Here is a 22,209-nt window from a genome sequence, read left to right as displayed (position 1 = left end):
CACCTACATAATTATGTTGGTCCTCGAAATTTAAAGTTAGGGCAATTTTTAATATCTATTTTGATTTCTGCCTTAACATCTAGACCTCGATCATTATCTCCTTTTATGTCCAATGATGACTGTATTTTTCTTTCCACACCAGCGAGTTCAGTTTTCAGAGCTGCAAGCACTTTTTCTTTGTTCCAACTGCCATTCACAATATCATTTAATACAATCTGGTCAGCTTTTAGCTGATTTATCTTCTTTTTCTCTTCGTCAATGAGTCCAGGAAGTTTTTGAAGGGCACTAATAAAATTTAAGCTTGCCCGCTCGGGATCGCTTGCCATAATACCATTATTGTGCGTATACTTGATATTTCCTTCACCACAGACGAAGAACCTGTTATCTCTTTGAATAGGGCTAGATTCATCTTTCTCTTTCTGTGTCATTTCCGTTTTTACAAGCACTCTAAAGCCATACAAAGAGCCTATCTCTTGGTAATCACCGCCGGTCCTTGAAGCCGCTGCAAGTTTAGCCAGCTTTGCACCAATTTCTTTAACATCTGGATCCTTGCGCAAGCCATCCAAGACGATCGGGTTCAAAACTTTTCCGTCTTGCGACTTTTGGACACGATTTCGATAGTTTTCCCAGTCTGCATTTAACCTTGCTAACCGGGACTTTCTCCCTTCAAGTTCTTCTTGCAGACTTTCCAATCTTGAACTAGAACTCCATTTTGATCGTAAGAAAGCATGTTTTTCACTTTCAAGAACAGAAATTTTCTTTTCGACTTTCGCTTTTTCCAATAGATCGGTATTACCTGACAATAAAGCCACATACTCGGAAAAATTCATACCCGAAACTTCATCCATTCCCCCTTCATCAAGTATCCGTACTGCGATGGTATTACTCTTTAACTGTCCGATAAAACGCTGCTTATTTGCTAGTGTATTAAATTTGTAAGCATCCAATGATTTTTCTACAGCATAAATAAAAACATCGACCTTATTGTCAGCAAAAAATTTAGCAATCTCATTGCCTTTTCGTACAGCCCGACCGTCTCTCTGCTCCAGATCCGAAGGCCGCCATGGAATATCCAGATGATGCACAGCTACTGCCCTCTTTTGGGCATTTACCCCCGTTCCGAGCATTTCTGTCGATCCAAAGAGGACCCTAATTTTCCCTTCATTGGTAGCTTTGATCAGTTCTTTACGCTGATCCTCCGTTTTTGCTTCCTGAATAAAGCGGATCTCCTCTGCCGGTATCCCATGATCTTCAACAAGTTTCCGCTTAATCTCGCTGTATATGTTCCACTCGCCCGGTTTAAAAGTGCCGAGGTCTGAGAAGACAAATTGAGTGCCTTTTTGCGCATTGAAATTTTTATAATATTTTGCAATATTTGCTGCACAAACAGAAGCTTTGTTTCCTGGATCGTCCGTATACCGCGGAGATATAAGCCGCATATCAAGGGACATTTTCCTTGCAAAATCTGTCGCGATCAACATCTTTGCTTTCTGCTCTGTCGGCGTTAGTGGAGCTCTACCAAGTAACTCAGCATTGCCACTCTTTGCAAACTCCATCAACTTTTTAATGAAAACTTCCTGATCCGGGGTCGGCGGTATATTGTAGAGTATCTCATTTTTTATGGGCCTATCAATTCCGATATCAGCCGCAGTGCGGTAATCGGTGATTTCACTGTAAAATTGGGACAGTTCGGGCACTTTTATAAAATGTCTGAACCGCTCCTTCTGAACGATATTATTGGCAACAGAGAATTCATAATCTATCGATTTACGGGCATAAATAGCAGCCCATGCATCAAAACAATTAATCCCCTGTCTTTCCAGCGCTTTTGGTCTTAAAAATTTAAAAAGGCAGTATAACTCTGTAAGTGAATTTGAAATAGTGGTTCCAGAAAGAAAAGTTGCACCAAGATCTTTCCCATTTCTTTCCTGAATTGTACGGATGGCAAAAAGGAGGTTGAGTGCCTTTTGGCTACCTTGTACATTGCCCAATCCAGCGACGCGCTCATGACGCGTATTGAACATGAGATTTTTGAATTTATGGCTCTCATCAACAAAAATATGATCAATACCCATCATTTTAAAGTCGACGACGTCATCCTTTCGGTTTTCGATATCATGCTCCAGTGTCTTAAGCTTCACAGCTAAGTTTTTCTTCCGGATTTCTACACCTTTCATCATTGCACCAGATACATCTTTCCCCTGACTGCGCAGTGCGTCAAGATTTTGCTCCACAGACATCAGTTCCGCTTGAAGTATCTCTTTCTGCAATTCTGTTGATTGGGGGATCATACCAAACTGGTCATGTGTGAGGATAATGCAGTCCCAATCATTGTTCTTGATATCGCCAAAAATCTTAAGCCTTTTCTGGGGTTTGAAGTCCTTTTTACCGGGGTATAATATCTTTGCGAAAGGATAAGCTTTTCGATAGGTTTCTGCAATCTCGTGAACATTGGCCTTTAGCGCTATGATCATTGGCTTGTGAACTAGCCCCAACCTTTTCATTTCTTGCGCTCCTACACACATAATAAGTGTCTTGCCTCCCCCAACTTCATGATCACAGATACCGCCGTTATTACTTTTAAGCATGTAAATAGCATCTTTCTGACTTTGATACAGATCCTCTATGCCTACTGCCCTGCGGTCAAGCCCTGGAAATGTTTGATGGCTACCATCATAATACGGTCTGACATGACAATTAAAAAGCTCGTTATATCTTCCGGTAAGTTCCCTTTTAAAATTATCGTCCTGCTGATAAAGCCAATCAGTAAATTCATGCCGGATCTCATCAATTTTGCCATTGGCCATCTGGATAGCATCCATATCCTTGACCTTGATGGCATTCCCATCCGCTAAGTACTCAGTTTTGGTGATATCCGGAGTGGTATTAACAAGAGCATGCCGCAGAAGGTTCAAACCATCAAATGTCCGGTTCTCAGATTTAATAGCGTATTTTTCTGAAATCCTAATATTGCTGGATTTTGCATTTACAGAAAAATCATCGCTGCTCTCTGAATAGTAAATCCGTACATCGGTGTCAAAGAGATGGCTTGCGAAACGGTTATAAATTTCTGTGTCGATCCACCGCTCCCCCAAGTTAAAATCTAGCTCCTCAAATTTAATCGGTTCAGGAATGACTTTTTCAAGCGCTTCCAGACTCTGCCGGGCTTCCATGTCTTCTGGATGGTTAGCAAGGTAATCATTCAGTTGCGTCGCTTTTAAAACAACATTTCCAGCAAGAAATTTCTGAGATACTTCCAATTCACCAGATAACGGATTGAAGAAAATTTGGCCCTGCAGATCTTTCCGTAATTCGTTTTCGGAAAGGCCGCTCACCTGAATCATAAAAGCAAGATCTACGGAGCCCGTTTGATTAAGTGAAGCCGACAAAGCCTCTGAAGCGCTGCTTACAGCAACTTCTGCCGTGGAGAAACTAACTGGATGTGTAAAAATATCTGCCTTATGGATGACACCACCAACCACCCGCTCAAGAAAAGGAACTTCATTTCCGGAAGAGTCCATTTTAATGAATCTAATATTTTCGGCTATATTTAAATTTCCATACCGTCCAGTAAACTCATCATATGTCCTATTTAAAAGCTGTCGCCCCTCTTTATCCTCCGCTCTACTTCTAGCTTCAATTTCATACAGCGAATGGTAGCTATCCCTTAGGTTGATATAGCTCTGGATTCGCTCCTGATCCTTTTTGGATAATTCAAGTGGATGAAAAATATAGCTCCCATCACGACGGTTAATTTTTAGTTTCCCGATACTGCTACCCGAAATAATTATAGTATCTTCACGGTAAAATGCCTTCACTTCACCGTCAAAGGCTCTTACCTCATTTTTTAACACCGCATTGTCAGGTAGTTCATGAAATAACGATGCGACCTCTTTAGGTTTCGTTAAGTTTGTTGCTAGAGGCTTTTTTTGCACACTTTCTTTCTGATCCGATCTACTTGCCCGTCGCGGTTTATTATGACTTGTATTGACTTCATCTGCATCAAAAAAGGAAAGCTGCTGAAAATTTGTAATCTTACTTTGGCCTGTGCTTTTCCTACTTTTCTTTGCCTTTTTAACCGATAAATCATCAATAATCTGATCGGAAAAAAGGCTTAGTTGAGTCACTGTTTCAGAATTACTAGCATCAGGTTTTACGCTTTTTGGAGTATTTAGAATTCGTTCTGATGTCAATTTATTACCAACCTCTTTCATGCTGTGTTCATCATAAAGCTCGCGGTTGAAATACTGCAGGAAAGCCTCTGAAAGCTTTAGATGAACATCCTTTGCAATTCCAGCAACTCCACCATCATGCACATGCACCGTTGTCGGCTTCCCATATTGATCAGTATCCTGAAAAGAACGCGTAGCAATAATGTAGTTTGGATTATAAAAAAAGAGGTTGCAGTTTTCTGTAGTCCCCATAAAATCGCGTGCACGAATAGAAAAGGACCGAGGTTGTGTTTTTTTTTGCAGAACAATGAGGTCTGTCCCCACAGACGTACCACTTTCTTCAAATAGATTATTTGGTAACCGTAGCGCAGCCACCAGACTGTGCTCACGCATCAATGCTTCACGGATCGGATAGTTGGAAGGACTGTTCAGAACCCCTTGCGAAGTTATAAATGCTAGCAGCCCTCCTTCGCGCAGTTTATCGGTAGCTTTTAAAAAGAAATAATTATGAACGCTCTGCGCAGCAAATTTCCGGACCTTATCTGTGCCCCTTGAATAAGTTAGATCAAATATTGAAGTAGTTCCGAACGGAATATTACCGATAACGACATCATATCCTGTATCTCCTTCTCCAATATTCTCAAAGCTGTCTATTCTGATTTCAGCATGGGAACCATACAAATTTTTCAGGATTTTCCCCGTTATTAAGTCCTGTTCATAAGCACAAATATTTACATGATCCAGTTCTCTAAAGGGTTCAATAAAAGCTCCTACACCGGCCGATGGCTCAAGCATGCTACCAATATCTATTCCCGTTTCCAGTATTGCCTTTGCTATGCTGCCGCTAATCTCTTTCGGTGTGTAAAATGCATCTAGAATAGAACCCTTAATTTTTGCCACATAGTCGGCATACTTACTTTGATCTTCTGTATTTTCTCTGATGAGCGTAAATAATTCCTGCGTCATCGCAAAATAAGGCCGATCAGAAACCTTCCAGCCATTGATGTCATCCGGTAATGAGACGGGATTTAAGATAAATTTCAAGCCTCCAAATCCCGCAAAATTACGTAGCAGCAGTTTTTCGTGCTCGGTTGCTTCCCGCCCCTCCTTTTCAATACTGAAACTTGTTCTGATGGCATCAATGTTCTGCCGTAAATGGCGTTTCTTATCGAATACCATTTTGCTCAATCCAAATAGCAATAAAACCTGTTAGCTCCGTATACAGCAGATCGTAATCAGTTGTATAGGCGAAATCATCAGTCAATTCATAATGCTCAAAGCATTCCTGGCATTTTGGAAGGATCTTCAGTGCAAAATCGCGATAATCAAGTTCATCAAAAACATCAGAAAATTCGTAGGACAGCACCTCAAACAGAGAATCAAATTTAGAAAAGTGCAATCCCTCATAAAGAATACCGTCGGCGATCTCATTACATTCGTTAATAGGATTGCCTGCCCTAAATGCGCCATCGTATGCGTTTGCTGCCCACCTGGCGCGCTGCTCAATAAAATTTGTATCAGCAGATCTTTCAGGAAAACTTGAATCAATGTGATCCTGCAACTTTAATTTGTAATAGGAATAATCCTGGTTATGCTTTTTCATATCGCTATAATTTTTATAAGTTTTATAGCGGTAAACCTAGCTTGGTTGAGCTGCACTGTTGGCATTGTGTCCTATTCGTTCCTATCCTTGCATCGATATTCCTAAAACCTTATAAAAAAAGAAACCCGGAACCATTTAAGGCTCCAGGCTTCACTAACCAAATCACATCATGAACTATTTGTATTTATGTTTCTTTTTTTCTTCAAATTCAAAAGTGGTCGAACCAGATCCGTCCAGTAAGATATAAGCACTAAATGGTTTCTTATTTCTACCCACCATTTTTTTTATTAAAGGTGTCCGCCGTTTTGTTAAAAGCGCTTCAATTTCTTTGTATTGCAACTGGACGCCGCATATGTTCCGGAATAATTTCCAGCCACAATTCTGATCTGTACATCTGATTATTTTTTCTCCGAGAATTACTGAGGAAGTGCATTTTGGGCAGTTGAGATGTACGGTATTCGATGATTTTCTTTTAATATTCAGCAGCTCATCAGTAACCTGCTGTACCATCAGCTCTACCTCAGCATGAAAAATCCCAGAATCCAGTTCACCATTTTCGATTTTCTCAAATGCAATTTCCCACTGCGCAGTCATTGCCGCATCAGCAATTTTCTTATCAGCTACAATTTCATAAACAAGCATTCCCTTATCTGTAGGGACAATAGCCTTGCTTTCTCTTCTGACGTACCCGCGGTCAATTAAGGTTTCAATCACGGCAGCCCTTGTTGCCGGCGTTCCAATACCTAAGCCTTTGAGCATCTTGCGCTCCTGTTCATTTTCTACCGTAGCGCCAATATTTTCCATCTTATGAAGCAAATCAGCTTCCGTGTATAGCGTTGGAGGCTTGGTCTTCTTTGGAAGTACCTCTAAACTGTCTATTTTAACCTGGATTCCTACTTGCAGATCTGGAAAATCAGTGACCAGATCATCACCTTCCTCATCAAAATCACCGTTAACAACTTTCCATCCTGCAGAAACAATTTTGACAACTTTCAAATTGAAATCATAATGGAGAATACCAAATTTCACATCTGTGATTTCTTTATGGCATGTAGGTGAAACGGCTTCAAGCACGCGCCTGGCGATCATATCATAGAGAGCATCCTCATCAGCGTTCAATCGGGTCGGAATATTTTCCGTAATCAATATACCATGATGGTCTGTGACTTTTACATCATTTACAATGTGTCTGTTGTAGCGTTCCCACTTGATTGTGTCAACAGCATCTTTGCAGGAAGATCGAGAACCTAAGGCTAGAATCAGCGCAGGTATTTCAGGCCAGACATCTTCGGGAATATATTTGGATCCCGTTCGAGGATAGGTTATAAATTTTTTTTCGTAAAGTTGCTGGGCAACTTCCAGGGTCCGCTGAGCAGAGTAGCCGAGCTTTTTATTCGCCTCTTTCTGCAGTCCTGTCAGATCAAATAGAAGTGGCGCTTGACTTGTGCCAGCTTTCTTTTCTACCTGTTTTACTTCTGCCACTCCGACACGTTCCAGGGTCCTCTTTACTGATTCAGCTTTTTCTTTATCTTCAAACTTATCTGTCGAAAGACTCTTAATACGAGCACCTTCTTTTATAGATGAAAGTTCAAGCTGAAAGTAGTTTTTAACCTCAAATGATTCACACGCTAGAAAACGCTGACAAATTAGTGCAAGAGTGGGCGTCTGTACCCTTCCAAGAGAAAAAAGTCCATCACCCAAGGCAACGGTCAGCGCCTGCGTAGCATTTATTCCAACAAGCCAATCGCATTCAGACCGCTGCTTACCGGCCAGAAAAAGACCATTGAAATCACTTCCCGGCAAGAGATTTTTGAATCCATCGATGATGGCCTTTTCGGTAAGGCTGTTAATCCAAAGCCGTTCAAAGGGCTTTGTGCAGCCCAGATATTGGTAGATAAACCGGAAGATAACTTCGCCCTCACGCCCTGCATCAGTCGCCACGATTATACTTTCGCACCGCTTAAATACAGACTCAACTACTGCAAGCTGCCGTTTCGATCCCTCATCGTCAATAAGGCCTTTACCCGACTTTATTTTTCTTCCTATTAATTTGAATCTTGATGGAATAATGGGAAGGGATTCCCTACTGAATCCCTTAATCCCATAATCTTCCGGCATAGCGGGACCTACCAGATGTCCCAGTGCCCAGGTCACCAGAAAACCTCCGCCTTCACAATATCCGTCTTTTTTGTCTGTTGCACCTACGATACGTGCAAGCTCATAAGCTACTGAGGGCTTTTCCGCAATAATTGCTTTCATCAGGATCAATTCATTTTTTGTTTTCTGGTATTTTCCTTCTTCACAGTACCGTTCTGAACCGCATTTTTATTCGCAGAAGTCCCCTCTTTTTCTTTCCCCTGCCCCTGTTTCTGTATCTCTGTCTGTTTTTTAGATTTCTCCTGATTGGGATGATCAAAATCGAATTCTAATCTTCCGCTCTCTTTATTTTGCCAGACATAGCCCGAGTAAAGTTTTGTGCCTTCTTTATTGACAATATCTTTCACATGAATCACTTCACCATCCTGCAAAAGCTTCTTTTCCTTTTCATCCAAAATTTTACCTCTAAATTCATCAGGGATGCCCTCAACCTGCGCCTGTTGTTGGCTCTCCCCCTGTCCGACAAAAACAAGTTTTTTCGCGTCGGCGTTATATTGTAGATGCTGATTGAAGACTTCTCCCGTTTTCGAGTTTACCATACCTTCCACAAGGACCTGTTTACCCTCCAGCAGTTCAGCTTTTTGCTCCGGACTAAGTTTCACACCACCAAATTTTTCACTGATCTTGATCAGATCTACTGGAAAGGACACAACCTCATTGGTTAATTTGTCAATACTGATGAGAGCCTTCACCTTCGAACCGTCGGAATAATTTGTAAGTTCCGCAACGCGCCCCATGTTTCCTGTTTTCTTTAAATTATCCCGATCCTCAGCTGTAAAAGAATGGCCATAAAACTGATTTTTAAGATCTGGTTCCACTCGGACTCCATGAGCCATCACGACAACTTTGTCCTGTACTTTACGTAATGAGAGACGTGCATCTCCTTTCATCACAACACCATCAAAATTCCCTTCAATTCGGTAAATCCCATCAGTTTTATATCCTTTCAGCAGTTTCTCCAGTTGTCCGTTTTTTTCAAGCAGTTCACGATTTAAATTCAGTTTTTCAAGTGATGTCCAGTCGATCTCCTGAGCATTGTACTTTTGAGGTCTACTCTCTGTTGTAGGTGCTGTGCCCTCCGATGTTTGATTTGTTTCCATATTTTTATTATTTAACTTATTGTCATATTTGATTTCAAGCGCATCAAGAAGCTTATTACCCTCGGGAGTGGGATGGTCAATGGCTTTCTGTAGCTTCTTAGCAACTTCATCCAGATTAATTTCAGGTGACCTGAAAAACCGGAATGATAATGGATCATTGAGCCGGCGCCAGAAGTTCGAAAAGAAATTGCTTATAGCGTCCCCCTTATCCACACGCATAAAATCCAGAAGATTTGACTTCTTAGGTGTAGAGGTTTGCAGATTCCCTTCCTCATCCACACCCTTTACCGCCTCGATACGATTCTTTTTTTTATCAAGTACTAAAAGAATATCGGAAAGAGATTCAAGTACTTGCTGCGGCTGGTTTTCTTTAGAAATAGTTTGTTCGTTCATAATAGAAAGTCTTTAAGTGCTTGAAATTATTGGAAGGATTCTAAGAAGGAATTCCGCTCTCTTTTGCTTTCCTACATAGGCGTAAACTTTCCGCCATGGTAACTGTCACGGATAAACTGGTGGACGTCAGAACTCTTGTAGAAAACTTTTCCGCTTATTGTAAAGTATTTGATCTTACCAATGGTACGATAGCGTTGCAGACAACGGTAGGTTATCTTTAACATTTGCAGAACGTCCTGGTTGTCCAATAATTCTTCGCCGTCGATGCTGAGCCTTTTTTTCTCTCTAATTTCGATATCACCGGCAAGGACGTCGAATCTTTTCATGATTCTTTCCATCCAATTCAAAAATTCAACTCTGTCAATATTCATAGCCTTTTGCTGTTTGGTTTACAGAGCCAAAATTGGCCTTGTTTTTCCGGCAAAATCTAACAGTGCACATACCCATATGCTAGTCAGATATAGTTTTTTTTTGCAGGCTTTCTTTGTATGACTGTTGCCTGGGAGAGTGGATTAGAAACATCTACATGGGTAAGATATGACTAGGTATGGGTAAAAAAAAGAAGGATAACCCGTTGGATTACCCTTCTTATATATTAATTCTCTTTCAATCTATAAATCATTGTCCATATATTGTTCAAGATTGTATTTTAGCGAATGTAAAAAACGAGCTCTTTGACCTGCTCTAAATTTCATCTGGTAAAACGCATGATGAATGTCACCGAGACTTACCTCGAATATATCCTCAAAAAGCTGGCTGATCTTTCGAATTCCAACACGGCCATTTGAAACACTTCTTGAAATGTGAAGTGCATAAATAAGCTCAATGAGAGCATTCTTTGAATCAGTCCAAGAAAATTCGGCATCTTCACTGATATCGAAATCATCGTTATTTGTAGGTTCAACTCTGCCAAATTTTCCCGAAAGGTAAGAATGATAAAGATCGTAAGCCTTGATCTGCGCGACCTTATAATCGTAGTAAGTCGAGAAATCCCTGTCAACCTCAAAGAAGAAGCTATCGACTCCATCAAAGTAGTTTATATTTCCTAGTCTATAATAGAACTCATCTTTGTCTGACCTACCGGTACGGTAATAACTGTAGAAATCTGAAGAAGCTATATTTTTTTTATATTCCTTGTTGAGTAACTTAAGCTGCTCCGTATAGTAAGCTTCGGTCAATTCCGAATTTAAAGGGCTATATGCTTCAATTTTTACTACCTTATTGTAAAACATAAGCCTGCCCAGAATTTCGGGCTTTACTCTTTTAAAGAAAGTAATTTCGTCCAAAATACTTTCAAAACCTTTCTGATTGATTTGTGCTTTTAATTCAGATAGAGTTTTATCAAGAAATGAAACCATGTGAAAAGCTTCATTAATTGCACTTTTGGTGCTCCTTGATATATTTATCTCTTCCTTTTCAATAGTTAATAAAATGTTTTTATATGCCTGTTTCATATGATTGTTTTTTAAAGTGATTATGCCCCACACTTTAAAATATATCCCGCTGTGTTGAGATAAAACAAAAATAAATATACACTATAATTTATTTCTTAATCATTGATTATGAAGGGTTTTAATTATTCGCAGTAAGTTAATTATTATCCGCTCGCATCTAACTAAGATTTGAGTACATAACAGAAGTTGCTTAATTTGGCAGATAAGTTTTAGGTATTACAATAAAAAATAATAATACTATAAAGAAATACATATAGCGTATTTGTATTAATTCTAGAAATACAGTGTACTTTTTCTAACAGATCTTTTTCATAGGTCAAAAATTGCAGTGTGGTTTTCATAATAACAAATTAAATACTATTTCCCACTATTTTTTTTGACAAAAAGCAAAAAAAATCAGGTTTAATTGAAATTTTAATCGTAAATTACCTTTATCATTAATAACCACCAATCCAACTTCTACAAAGTGTAAATGAAAAATATGGTAAGTACATTGGAAGAAAATTCAGCAAAAGAAACTCTCTTAAAGTTTCTTGATAGTATTCATTCCATGTCGCCAGAACTCCGAGACGCTTTATTCTTAAATACATATTTGCAAAAAGTAAACAAGAAGCATATTCTACTTAATATCGATGAAATCCAGAAGTCACTTTTCTTTGTTGTCAAAGGTTTAGTACGCTCCTACTACCTTGACAGTTTTGGAAAGGATATGACGTCTTGGCTACTCTTTGAAGGGGATCTAGCAATTTCTGTATATAGCTTTTTCAGTCAGAAACGATCTTTTGAAGTTTTGGAAGCTATAGAAGAAACAAGTTTTCTTGTACTTAGCCATGAGAAGCTCATGCAGCTCTATCAGCAGTTTCCCGAATTCAATTATATCGGAAGAATTCTTACTGAGACCTATTATATAAAAGCAGAAGAGAAGGCCAATGAATTACGTGTTTTTAGTGCAACAGAACGCTATCAGCATTTAATAAGAAAATACCCGAATATCGTTGCCCGCGTCCCTTTAGGTATGATTTCTTCGTACCTCGGAATAACGCAGTCTACATTAAGCAGAATCCGTTCAAAAAAGGTACTTTAACATATTTAGCACATTAATTTTGTTCGCTAAATTTTTTTTTAGGACACTCTAGGAAAAGATAGGTTAGGTTAACTATCACAGGCCGATCTAGTTTGTGACTTTTGTAGTATAGCAATTATTTCTAAAAACGGAACGGATATTATTTTTTATCCTCCAAATATTTATTCTAACGAATTCACTTAAAACTATTTATCAAATTAGTAACATGAAAGTTGGACAGCTAACTTGTGAGATGCTAGAAATACGTTATACCTGTTCACTTACCCAAACCAAAATCTTAAACTAAAATTAAAGAAGATGAAAAAAAGACGTAAACGACCACCACCTAAGTTGCTCAATCCCCGTAGAAGAGAAAATTCAAAACAGTTAATGCCCCACAAATCTGTTAATCTCAACTACACCCGAACCTAATAAGCAATTTGCAAAAATTTAAAAATCTATGGATAAACAATTGAAATATGATCCACAGTTTTTGAAGATAAAACAAAATATAGAGTTGGTCCTTTGCCAACTCTATAAATTCCTTAAATACTACCAAAAGTTAAAAACATGCCATACAAGAGGTAGACAAGATTTTTCAAATTCAAAAAACAAAATTTGTAATTTAGATAGCTAAATATTGAAAAATGGCACATGATAATTCTCCACTAAAGAGCCAGATTCCTAATCAAGGTTGGAAACAATTTCTTATAGCAAGGGATGAAATGCTTTCCGCATATGATAATGCAAAGGAGCACTCCAATAAACGGCAGGTAAAGACAGGTCATGGTAACGTAGCAGAATCAGCGTTCCGCAAATGGCTCACCAAATTTTTACCAAAGCGGTATGGTGTTACAGCCGGTTACATCATTTCGCCTGGAGTACCAAATGCTGAAAATTTTATTCACTATGACGTAATTATATACGACCAGCTAGAATCACCAGTACTGTGGATAGAAAACAATGCCGATTCTTCTGAACTAGGACGATTCATGGCAATTCCTGTGGAATTTGTTCATGGAATAATTGAGGTTAAATCTGCATTCAACAAAAAGGCAGTTAAAAAAGCGGTAGAGCAATTGACAAAACTCAAACCGCTATTAGCTTGTACGGAGCCTGCGAACCACCCCATGAAATTATATCTTCCGCCAAACTTCTTTTTTGCGACGGTCTTTTATGAGCTTCGAAAGAAAGACGAAATGGACTTCGCTGCTCTAGATGAATTAGTTGAAGCCACAGCAATGAGGGGATTTTATGGAGGTTATATACTCCGTGGTGAAACCATAGAAAAATATTATAGCGGCAAATTAATACTGCTTAGAGAGTCTCAAGAAAGAGTAAGAGATAATCAATCTCTTTTGTTTTATGCACACTCGAAAAGCTATAAGGTAGCAGATGGTACTTTTAGAAAAATACAGCTCGATTATGCAGAATCATACTTTTCAGAATTTGCTTTCGATATAATAGCTTTATTAAAAGGAACATATAATCCAAATGTATTGTCCAGTATGTACGGTATGGGATCAACGCAATGGGAAAATGGCAGTGCAGTAGATATAAGATATTTTAAACCCGAAGACGTTAAAAAATTTGACGAAGAAACTGCCAAGTTCTTTAGAAAATAAGAATCATCTTATCTCAAAGCCAGAAAGTGAACTCAACAATTTTATTGTGCTGGTCCAATAAATTTCAAATTTGGCATAGCGCTAAAATTGTATTGGAGTTGCTATAGCAACTCCAATACAAAAATTAAATCATGATTTGATCGTTAAACAAATAACTCTAAAGGATTCGAACTCAAAAATATAAAAATAGTATGCTGTATATCAATACTTTACAATATTTATTACAATTTATGCATTGATAAAAGTTCGAAAAATAAATCCTTTTAACATAAGGCTACAGGATTCGAACACTTTTTTAGAAAAATATAAATACCTATAAATCAAACACATAATCGCAAAATCCAGTTTAAATCCATAAGTAAAGAGTTCGAAGATAATCCTTTCAGGTTCACTTAATGACACCATTAGGACAATTTAGGCCAAATGGTGTCATTTTATTTATAAATCCTTGTTATTCAGTCTATTTATATTACTTTCCACCCTTTTACCTTATTTTTTAAAGCAAAATTTTTTTCTTAAAAAACAAATATTTTATCTTTTTTAGACGATTTTTCGATTAAAGCTCCATATCGTTGCTACGAACCTGACAGGATTCGAACCTTTTCAAAAATATTAAATAACTGAAAATCAACTATATATTAAAATAATTTTGTTTCTGTGGTACAAAAGGTTCGAAAAGTCAAGCCCACAAAGTTATCTGTACAGGATTCCGAACACTTCAAAAGTTCCACAAAAACCTGTTTTCCAGCACTTTATATAAATATAATTTAAAATATCAGCTTTACTCTGAAAAATCAAAAACTAATCAATCAATTTTTAGATATTTTTTAAGTTTTGTTCATACCCTAAAAAATATAATTCTTTAAAAAATTCAACTATTGCTTGCTCTGTCTGCTGACCGTGGATTTCTTTTATTTTCGAAGCTGAAGCAGTTAATCCAAATATAGTCTGAACACTTTCTGATAGCATTTTTTCAATATTCCCTTCTATTACTTTTACTTTATCCGGAAAAAACAACCTGATAATTCTCTGTTTGGTTATAGTATCTGAATTTTCATAAAACTCCCCTAAGTGGTTAATTATGTAATCAGTTCCCTTTTCTGTATGTTTTTCAGCCACTATTTTTAAAGCCTGCTGTCTCAATTTATCAGTATTATCTTTTAAAGATTCCTGACAACGACTTCTTATTAGTATATAATCATCATAGTCAATATTCCCATTTGAAAATAGCTTTTGTGCATTGAATCCCCTATCAATCAATTTTTCCATTTCTTTCTTTATCTCCTCTTTTTTCTGAATATAATCATGATGTTCTTCACCGTAAATTTCCTTTGAGATACTATTGGTAAGTTCTAAAAATGGTTCTACCACTCTATTATTCTTAAGGAATGAAAGAAAACTCAAATTGATAACGTCAGCTCTTACCCGGTATGAACAACGTCCCATACAATGGTAATAATAATATTTTTTAGTATGTCCCTGCGAGCCACTTCCTCTAAGCGTATTTCCACAATTAGGACATTGTAGGACACCTCTAAAAATTAAATTTTCATTGACTATCCTTTTTGAAGTTAGTTTCTTAGGATGGTTTAAATCTGCGTCTTTTATTATTCTTTGAACATGATCAAATAAAACGACAGGTATAAGACGCTCATGAGTACCCTCAACAATTCTTTCAGATTTATCTTCGAATGCCGGAATTTTTATTTTACCACAATAAATAGGATTTCTTACCAACCGATAAAAAGCACTTCTACTACAACTAAGCCCATTTGATACCGCATCCTTGTATATTTCAGTTAAACAATATTTATTTTGTCTCACTATAGCTGTAAAAGCCTCACGGATAATATATGCTTCCGGTTCGTAGAGGGCTATATATTTTTTCCCATCAGATGTGATTTTATTTCTATATCCTATAGGAGCCTTATTGATCCATCTTCCTTCCAGTCTTGCTTTTTGCATTCCCAAACGTACATTACGGCTTCTTTTATCGTTTTCTACTTCAGAAGTAGCCCAATACATTGCCAACATAATTTTACTTTCCGGGATTGAGAAGTCTATCTGCTGTTCAATTGCCTGAATTGAGACTTTCATATTCTGCAATCTTTCTAACATCTTATAAGCGTCCATAATATTGCGGCTGAATCGATCCCAATAAGTAAAGAGAATAAGTGAAGATTGGTTCTTAGTGAGCTTAAGTTCAGCGAACAACTTGTTCCACTCCGGTCGGTTAAATGTTTTTGCAGAATAGTCTTCGAAAATAGTTTTGGCAATAATGAGATTGTGATCTTTACAATAATGCACAAGTCGATCCAACTGGCTGCGTTGGGAATATCCTTTTACAGCCTGTTCATCAGTACTGACTCGTATGTACAGATAAACGGCTTGCATGGCGTAGTATTAATTAAAGTCCTTTAGTTAAAGTTCCTATATAATTTAAACGAAAAACAGAAGAATTTATTTGACTAGTTTATGTACATATTTTAACAAAAATTTTATGCTTCGGTTATATTCTGTTTTACCGGAATAGTATGACTAACGATGGAGAAAAAGACTCATATCTGACCTATACTGACAAGCTTTATTTACATAAACATTAGAATGGATGACAGGACAAAGTAACAGCTAAATGATTTGATCAACAGTTATGTTTTAAGTTATAAATACTATTAACCATGTCTAAAATTGCGATTCGCATTGGAATCAATAATGTTGACAGGTATACTCAACTGGAGGGTGCTACAAGAGGAGTTCTTCATTTCTTCCAATGTGCATAAAACACAGCTATGAAACCAAACTTTTTACCGATGATAACGGGCTAACCGCTCAAGTTCTTTTAGCACTAAATTTAATCATTAAATATTTTCATTTTATTACGTTATCAAACATTGCTCACTCCAAAATCAATAATACAGTTCCACCAATAATTAATAAAGCCCCGATTGCCGTTTTTAAGGTCAATGTTTCGCCTAGGAATAATACCGATAACACTATGGTTAGTGATACACTAAGTTTATCCACTGGTGCAACTTGCGACACTTTGCCTATTTGTAACGCTTTAAAATAGAATATCCAGGAAAGTCCTGTCGCAATACCAGATATCACGAGGAAAATCAAGTTCTGTTTTGATAATGTTGTAATTCCTCTTGTTTCGCCTCTGGCTAAAACTATTCCCCACGCAACAATTAATATAATAACAGTTCGGATAGCAGTCGCAAGGTTAGAGTTAACACCTGTAATACCGATTTTTGCAAATATTGCTGTAAGCGATGCAAACAAGGCAGAAAGCAATGCATATATCCACCACATAATTTAATTTTTTAAAAAGGTCGGTTTAAAGCTTCTATATATCCAAAAGAATAATGTTCCATTCAAGAGCCCAAGCATTATGGGCACAACAACATCTGTGGGATAATGGACTCCAAGATATATTCTGCTATAGGAAACAAAAAATGCCCACGGAAATAATATATAAGGCATCCAACTTATATTTTTATAAGTCGCTTTGCTAAGGTAAGTCGCAAGCGAAAAAACATTTAATGTGTGAGCAGATACAAAACCATATTGCCCTCCTGTATAACCATTAACGTAATGCAAAAGATTTTGCAATCCTTCTGTATGACTGGGTCTTAAGCGTTCAAATAGTGGACGAATAATAGATGCTGCCAATTGGTCGCTTAACGTAATTAATGGGAGAATAAGGAAAATAATCCACCAGCTTTGCTTTTTATATTTTAAAATCAATATAATTAAAATAGCAAGATAAAACGGAATCCAGCTCAACTTTTCGCTGGCAAACCACATTATCTGATCCATAAAATCTGTGTGATGACCGTTGATCCACAGTAATATTTGTTTATCTTTTTCTAATATCCAATCAATCATTCTCTTTATATTTTAGTTAGTCTTTATAATCAGAAACTCTTTTAGGTTTGCCCCACTTGTACCGATGTGTCCAATAGGCTATTTTAGTAGAAAGAATGCCAATACCTGCCGCAACCAATACATCACTTATGTAATGCTTGTTATTTGCCATTCTTAATGCACCAACTCCTGATGCTAAACCGTATGAAACATAGGGTACCCATTTATACCGATAACCATATTCTTCAGATAATAAAGTTGCAGCTGCAAATGCCTGGGCAGTATGACCGGAAGGAAAAGAATTGTAAGCACTTCCATCGGGTCTTAAGGTTTTTGTTGTGTTTTTCAGAAGTTCAACCGATGCAAACATAATCAGTTCGCTTTTTAGTAAAATGACCGAGCGATTAGCAATATCTGTTTTGGGTTTCATTCCGATGGCTTCAAATCCATAAGTTAGTGCTATGGGTGAAAATTGAAGGTAGTCATCCAATCTTGTTCTGAATTTTGGTATAGCTTCATTTCGTTCTTCAACAAATTCATTTTTTACAGATTCGCGACCGCTGCCATTAAATGCTATCCCTGTTAGGATAAGTCCTGATGGAATGATAAGTTGTTTAGGTTGAAAGCGAAGTGGTTTGTACGAGTAAATACTATCCATTTTCTGGGCATCTACATTTGCTGTAAATAAAATGGAGCATATCAATGTAAAACATAATCTTGACAAAATATTTTTCATAAATCAGTCTCTTTTATTTGTTCTGTATATTAATCTGATAAAACTTGGGAAAACAAAAAGCAATAAAGGGATTCCTGCCACAAAACCACCAATTACGGCGATTGCCAATGGCTGTTGCATCTGAGCTCCAAGACCAATTCCTAAAGCGAGCGGCATTAATGCCAGGATGGCACCGATAGCCGTCATTAGTTTTGGTCGGATGCGTAAAGCAATCGCATATTGAATGGACTGGTCAACACTGGCACCCGATTTTAAGTTGGCGAAAAACTGGTTTACCGTGAAAATGGCATTCTCTGCAATGATGCCTACAATCATAATAATGCCAGTATAACTTCCCACATTCAAAGGGATACCCGTAACATACAACGCCATCAGGCAGCCTGAAATTCCTAATACAGAAACCAGTAGAATCGATAATGAAATGAGCCAGTGACGGAACAAAAACAGCAATACGGCAAAGACCAATAAAGATGCTGTAATCAGGATTAACAGTAATTCTTTGAAAGAAGACTGCTGTTCTGAATAAGCTCCTCCATACTCTATGGTATATCCTTGGGGCAACGATAGTTCTTTTGCAAATGTTTGCTGTATTTCTTGAATGGTACTACCAAGATCCCTGTTGTTCAATCTTGCGGTGAGTACTACATTGGATTTCAGGTTTTCCCGGCGCAGTTCAGTTTCACCATCAATCATTCGTACTTCACAGAAAAATGATAATGGTTTAGTCGTACCATCGGGAAGAAATATCAGGTCATTTTTTATCTTTTCCAGGCTGTTGTCCTTAAAATCAGTAAACCGCATCAATATTCTCCGCATTTGTTCTCCATCCTGAATACTGCCGGACTGTACGTCACCTGCCATCGCCAGCTGAGCAGGGTTTAGCGTTGGCCCATTGGCATTAATCCCTAACGGAACCCCACCCGTATATGCCGTAAGCTGCGTTTGAAAATCGGTAAGTGATATATTAAACTGTGCCAGCTTTTCCACATTGGGAGTAAATACCATTGAGGGGCCTGCCTGTACCAGACCATTCTCTATATCTGCAATGCCATTGATATGAGTAAGGATATTTCCTGCCTGAGCGGCTAATTGTTCCAGCTTCTTCTGGTCATCACCAAAGATTTTAATTTCTACAGGGCTTGGCGTACTCATCAGGTCACCTAGTAAATCAGAAATTCTTTGCCCGAACGATACGTGCAATGAAGGTTGCGTGGCTTCGATTTTCTTTCTTAGGTCATCAATCACATCCACCGTTGTATGCTGATGATTGGGTTTTAGCTGAATAGAATAATCGCCGAAATTTTGTGGAACGGTTCTGAATGCCATTCGCATCCCTGTTCTTCGGCTGTAGGTTTCTATTTCTGGGTGATGAATAAGTAGTTGCTCTACTTCACGCAGCATACGGTCGGTTTCTTCAAGGCTGGTACCACTTGGTGAGTAATAATCCATCACAATGGTACCTTCATCCAGGTCGGGAAGAAATCCTGTTTCCAGTTTGCCTGAAACCAGCCACGCACCGCCAGCCAATACAAGCACAAAAACAATAGCATAAACGGGGCGATGAAATAAATTGGTCAGCCATTTTAATTGATGGGTATTGACACTATGCGGGTGTTGCGTTTTTGAAGAATGTTTAAACCCAATAGCCAGGTGCAATACTGGCAACACAAACCAGGTAACAAGGAAGGAGCAAACCAATACAATCTGCATTGTATCTGATAACTCTTTGAAGAAACTGCCTGCCAAACCGCTCATCATCCGGAACGGAATAAAAATAACAATGGTTGATAAGGAAGAACCCACCATCGCCGGAAACAGATCTTTGATGGCTTGTTTTACAATGCTGTAATTATCTTTCTCGGGATGTTCTTCGTGGGTGCGGTAAATCTGTTCAATGATAACAATCGCATCGTCTATAATTAGACCAATGGCAGCGGCGATTCCTCCAAGCGACATTACATTGATGGTAAGTCCCGATGAGTATAAAAACAGCAGCGATGTAGCTATCGTAACTGGGATGGTAAGCAACACCACCAAGCTTGCACGCCAGGAACGAAGGAATACAATCATTACTAAAATAGCAAGGAGTAAACCTTCGTATATCGTCTTTACCACGCTGTGTATACTATCTCCCACAAAAGCAGACTGATCGTAATAGGTTTTCAGTTCCACACCCGGAGGTAATATTTTTCTGATTTCATCCGCTTTAGCTTGCACATTTTTTGAAAAGTCCAGCAGGTTGATGCCTTGCTGTTTTACAAGGTCTATTAATACAGCATCGTTTCCATTCGCATTGACAATCACAAACTCTTGCTGTTGTTGCAATTCAATTGCAGCAATGTCTTTCAGCTTGATAATCCTGTTGCTGTCGGACCTGACGATGACGTTCTCCAACGCTTCGATATCATTGACACGTGTTTCGGTAAGGCTGAGATACAATCTTCTAAAATCAGAGAGGTTGCCGTTCGATTCTATAAAATTTGTATTGTTGAATACCGTAATTAAAGTACTGGGGGTAATACCCAAGGAAGACATTTTAACTGCATCTGGCTTTACCACATATTCTTTCACTTTGCCTCCTCTAACAATGGCGTTTGAAATACCAGGTACTTGTGAAAATAGCGGCCGTACATGCAAGTTAGCATAGTCTTTCAACGTAACCAGATCAGTACTCTTACTTTCAAGGGTATAGCCATATACAGGAAAAAGCGATTGGTTCATTGCTTCGGCAGAAATAACAACACCCGGCGGAAGCATAGCTTTGATTTCGTTGATACGGCTTTCTATCTGTGTCTTGGCGGCATAGATATCCACATCCCAGTTGAAATAAACCTCAATTACAGAACTCCCTCTGCTGGTACTGCTTTTCACAGTCGTTACTCCCTTTACCCTTTTTACCGCACTTTCTATAGGTTTGGTTACGGTTATCATCATCCTGTCAATAGGCTGCTGCCCGTTATCTACAATCAGGTTGATCTTGGGGAAGGTAACTTCCGGGAAAAGCGCTGTTTGCATCTTTGTATAAGAATAAACACCAGCAACCAACAATATCAACGCGATAAAAATGATGGGTTTTGAAAACTGGCGGAAATAGTTCTGATACTCCATATTGTTCATCGTTTTTTTATTTTGACTAAAGCCGTATCCGACAATCCGTAGTTTCCTTCGGTCAGTATCCTATCAGTTGAAGAAAAAGCAGGTGAAATAATTTCTACATTATCTTTGTTTCTCATTCCGATCATAACCGGTAATTTTATGGCTGTAGTATCGTTTGCCAGTTTCATCACCCAAAAGTGTTGCAGTAAAGCATCGCTTAAAACGGCTGTTTTTGGTAACACCTGTGCGTGCTGTCTGCTGTTGGTAGTAAGCAATACAGAAGCGACCAATCCTTCGGGCAGGAATATGTTTTTTGAGGGTTTTAGCAAGTATGCCTGTGTTTGATCAATTGCATTTAGCGTAGTAAGCGGCTTTACAATAGTGGCATTTAACTTAGAACCATCGGGTAAAACCAGCAAACAGTTCCTGTTTCTTTCTGCGGAATTATGAAACTCATAAGGCATATTGAGTTGAAAGGCAAGATCATTATTCTGTACAATTGTGCATAAAGGATTTCCTTCCATCACATATTCCCCGATTTGTTGACGGTCTATTATAGTAACCATACCTGAAGTGGGCGCTTTGATGCTTATTTTTCCAAAATTGTTTAACATATTATCACCACTCAAACCATCATTACCAATGGCAGACCTTTCTTTGGTTTCTATTTCAAAGAGTACCTGTCCTTTTTGGACAGCATCTCCATATTTGGTATACACGTGTGTAATAAATCCCGCAATAGGCGCAATAACCTGACTGCGTTTTAAGTAAACTGATGTAGCGGTGAGTTTTGTCTGTTCTTCCATCGGTCTGGTAGCTATTGTTGTATAATCTACTGTAGCAACGGGTTTTATGTCGGCTGGATTTTGCTCCGCTGTATGATGACAGGATGTAATAATTAATCCTGAGAACAATAGGATTAGAGTGGTATATTTCATTGTTT

14 protein-coding genes are annotated in these 22,209 nt (G+C 38.2%); 2 read left to right on the top strand and 12 right to left on the bottom strand.

The annotated features are described in order from the left end of the window. Positions 1-11 precede the first annotated feature (11 nt). The 6 genes from M030_RS0118110 to M030_RS0118085 form a co-directional block, all read right to left on the bottom strand. Positions 12-5,351 carry an N-6 DNA methylase gene (locus M030_RS0118110; protein WP_027374794.1) on the bottom strand — a complete coding sequence of 1,780 codons (5,340 nt, stop codon included), beginning with the start codon at positions 5,349-5,351 and terminating at the stop codon, positions 12-14. Then, on the bottom strand, positions 5,338-5,775 hold the full coding sequence (locus M030_RS0118105; protein ID WP_027374793.1) for a DUF1896 domain-containing protein: 438 nt from the start codon (positions 5,773-5,775) through the stop codon (positions 5,338-5,340). The genes M030_RS0118110 and M030_RS0118105 overlap by 14 nt, the downstream gene beginning before the upstream one ends. Positions 5,776-5,949: 174 nt before the next feature. Beyond that, positions 5,950-8,034 (bottom strand): type IA DNA topoisomerase, encoded by a 2,085-nt coding sequence (locus M030_RS0118100; protein ID WP_027374792.1) that lies wholly within the window; start codon positions 8,032-8,034, stop codon positions 5,950-5,952. A 5-nt stretch (positions 8,035-8,039) separates the two neighbouring features. Then, positions 8,040-9,425, bottom strand: a complete 1,386-nt coding sequence (locus M030_RS24445; RefSeq protein WP_051585160.1) for a DUF3945 domain-containing protein — start codon at positions 9,423-9,425, stop codon at positions 8,040-8,042. 71 nt (positions 9,426-9,496) lie between these two features. Then, positions 9,497-9,796, bottom strand: coding sequence for a helix-turn-helix domain-containing protein (locus M030_RS0118090; RefSeq protein WP_027374791.1), 300 nt, complete (start codon positions 9,794-9,796; stop codon positions 9,497-9,499). Positions 9,797-10,036: 240 nt separating this feature from the next. Then, the gene (locus M030_RS0118085; protein WP_027374790.1) at positions 10,037-10,879 is read right to left on the bottom strand and encodes an RteC domain-containing protein; all 843 of its coding nucleotides are present in this window, start codon (positions 10,877-10,879) and stop codon (positions 10,037-10,039) included. A gap of 481 nt (positions 10,880-11,360) precedes the next feature. Here M030_RS0118085 and M030_RS0118080 point away from each other — a divergent pair, with 481 nt between their 5' ends. Together M030_RS0118080 and M030_RS0118070 are read left to right on the top strand one after the other, a co-directional pair. Continuing rightward, positions 11,361-11,963 carry a Crp/Fnr family transcriptional regulator gene (locus M030_RS0118080; RefSeq protein WP_228375281.1) on the top strand — a complete coding sequence of 201 codons (603 nt, stop codon included), beginning with the start codon at positions 11,361-11,363 and terminating at the stop codon, positions 11,961-11,963. Positions 11,964-12,589: 626 nt separating this feature from the next. Next, positions 12,590-13,567, top strand: a complete 978-nt coding sequence (locus M030_RS0118070; protein WP_027374788.1) for a DUF6602 domain-containing protein — start codon at positions 12,590-12,592, stop codon at positions 13,565-13,567. A gap of 816 nt (positions 13,568-14,383) precedes the next feature. Here M030_RS0118070 and M030_RS0118065 read toward each other — a convergent pair. From M030_RS0118065 to M030_RS0118040, 6 genes are all read right to left on the bottom strand, one after another. After that, a complete protein-coding gene (locus M030_RS0118065) occupies positions 14,384-15,961 on the bottom strand; it encodes a recombinase family protein (RefSeq protein ID WP_027374787.1) in 1,578 nt (525 codons plus the stop codon). Between the two features lie 501 nt (positions 15,962-16,462). Next, entirely contained in the window at positions 16,463-16,879 is a 417-nt protein-coding gene (locus M030_RS0118060; RefSeq protein ID WP_027374786.1) for an EamA family transporter, read from the bottom strand. Between the two features lie 3 nt (positions 16,880-16,882). Beyond that, positions 16,883-17,455, bottom strand: coding sequence for a phosphatase PAP2 family protein (locus M030_RS0118055; RefSeq protein ID WP_034722844.1), 573 nt, complete (start codon positions 17,453-17,455; stop codon positions 16,883-16,885). Between the two features lie 16 nt (positions 17,456-17,471). Further along, positions 17,472-18,170: a phosphatase PAP2 family protein gene (locus M030_RS24440; RefSeq protein WP_042723208.1), complete on the bottom strand. Its 699-nt coding sequence runs from the start codon at positions 18,168-18,170 to the stop codon at positions 17,472-17,474. A 3-nt stretch (positions 18,171-18,173) separates the two neighbouring features. Further along, on the bottom strand, positions 18,174-21,287 hold the full coding sequence (locus M030_RS0118045; protein ID WP_027374784.1) for an efflux RND transporter permease subunit: 3,114 nt from the start codon (positions 21,285-21,287) through the stop codon (positions 18,174-18,176). Further along, on the bottom strand, positions 21,284-22,204 hold the full coding sequence (locus tag M030_RS0118040; protein ID WP_157761370.1) for an efflux RND transporter periplasmic adaptor subunit: 921 nt from the start codon (positions 22,202-22,204) through the stop codon (positions 21,284-21,286). The genes M030_RS0118045 and M030_RS0118040 overlap by 4 nt, the downstream gene beginning before the upstream one ends. Between the last annotated feature and the right edge of the window lie 5 nt (positions 22,205-22,209).

Source organism: Chryseobacterium sp. UNC8MFCol, assembly GCF_000482305.1.
Taxonomy (GTDB): domain Bacteria; phylum Bacteroidota; class Bacteroidia; order Flavobacteriales; family Weeksellaceae; genus Chryseobacterium; species Chryseobacterium indologenes.
The sequence above is the reverse complement of the archived record's forward strand: the minus strand, read 5'-3'. Positions and strand labels throughout refer to the sequence as shown.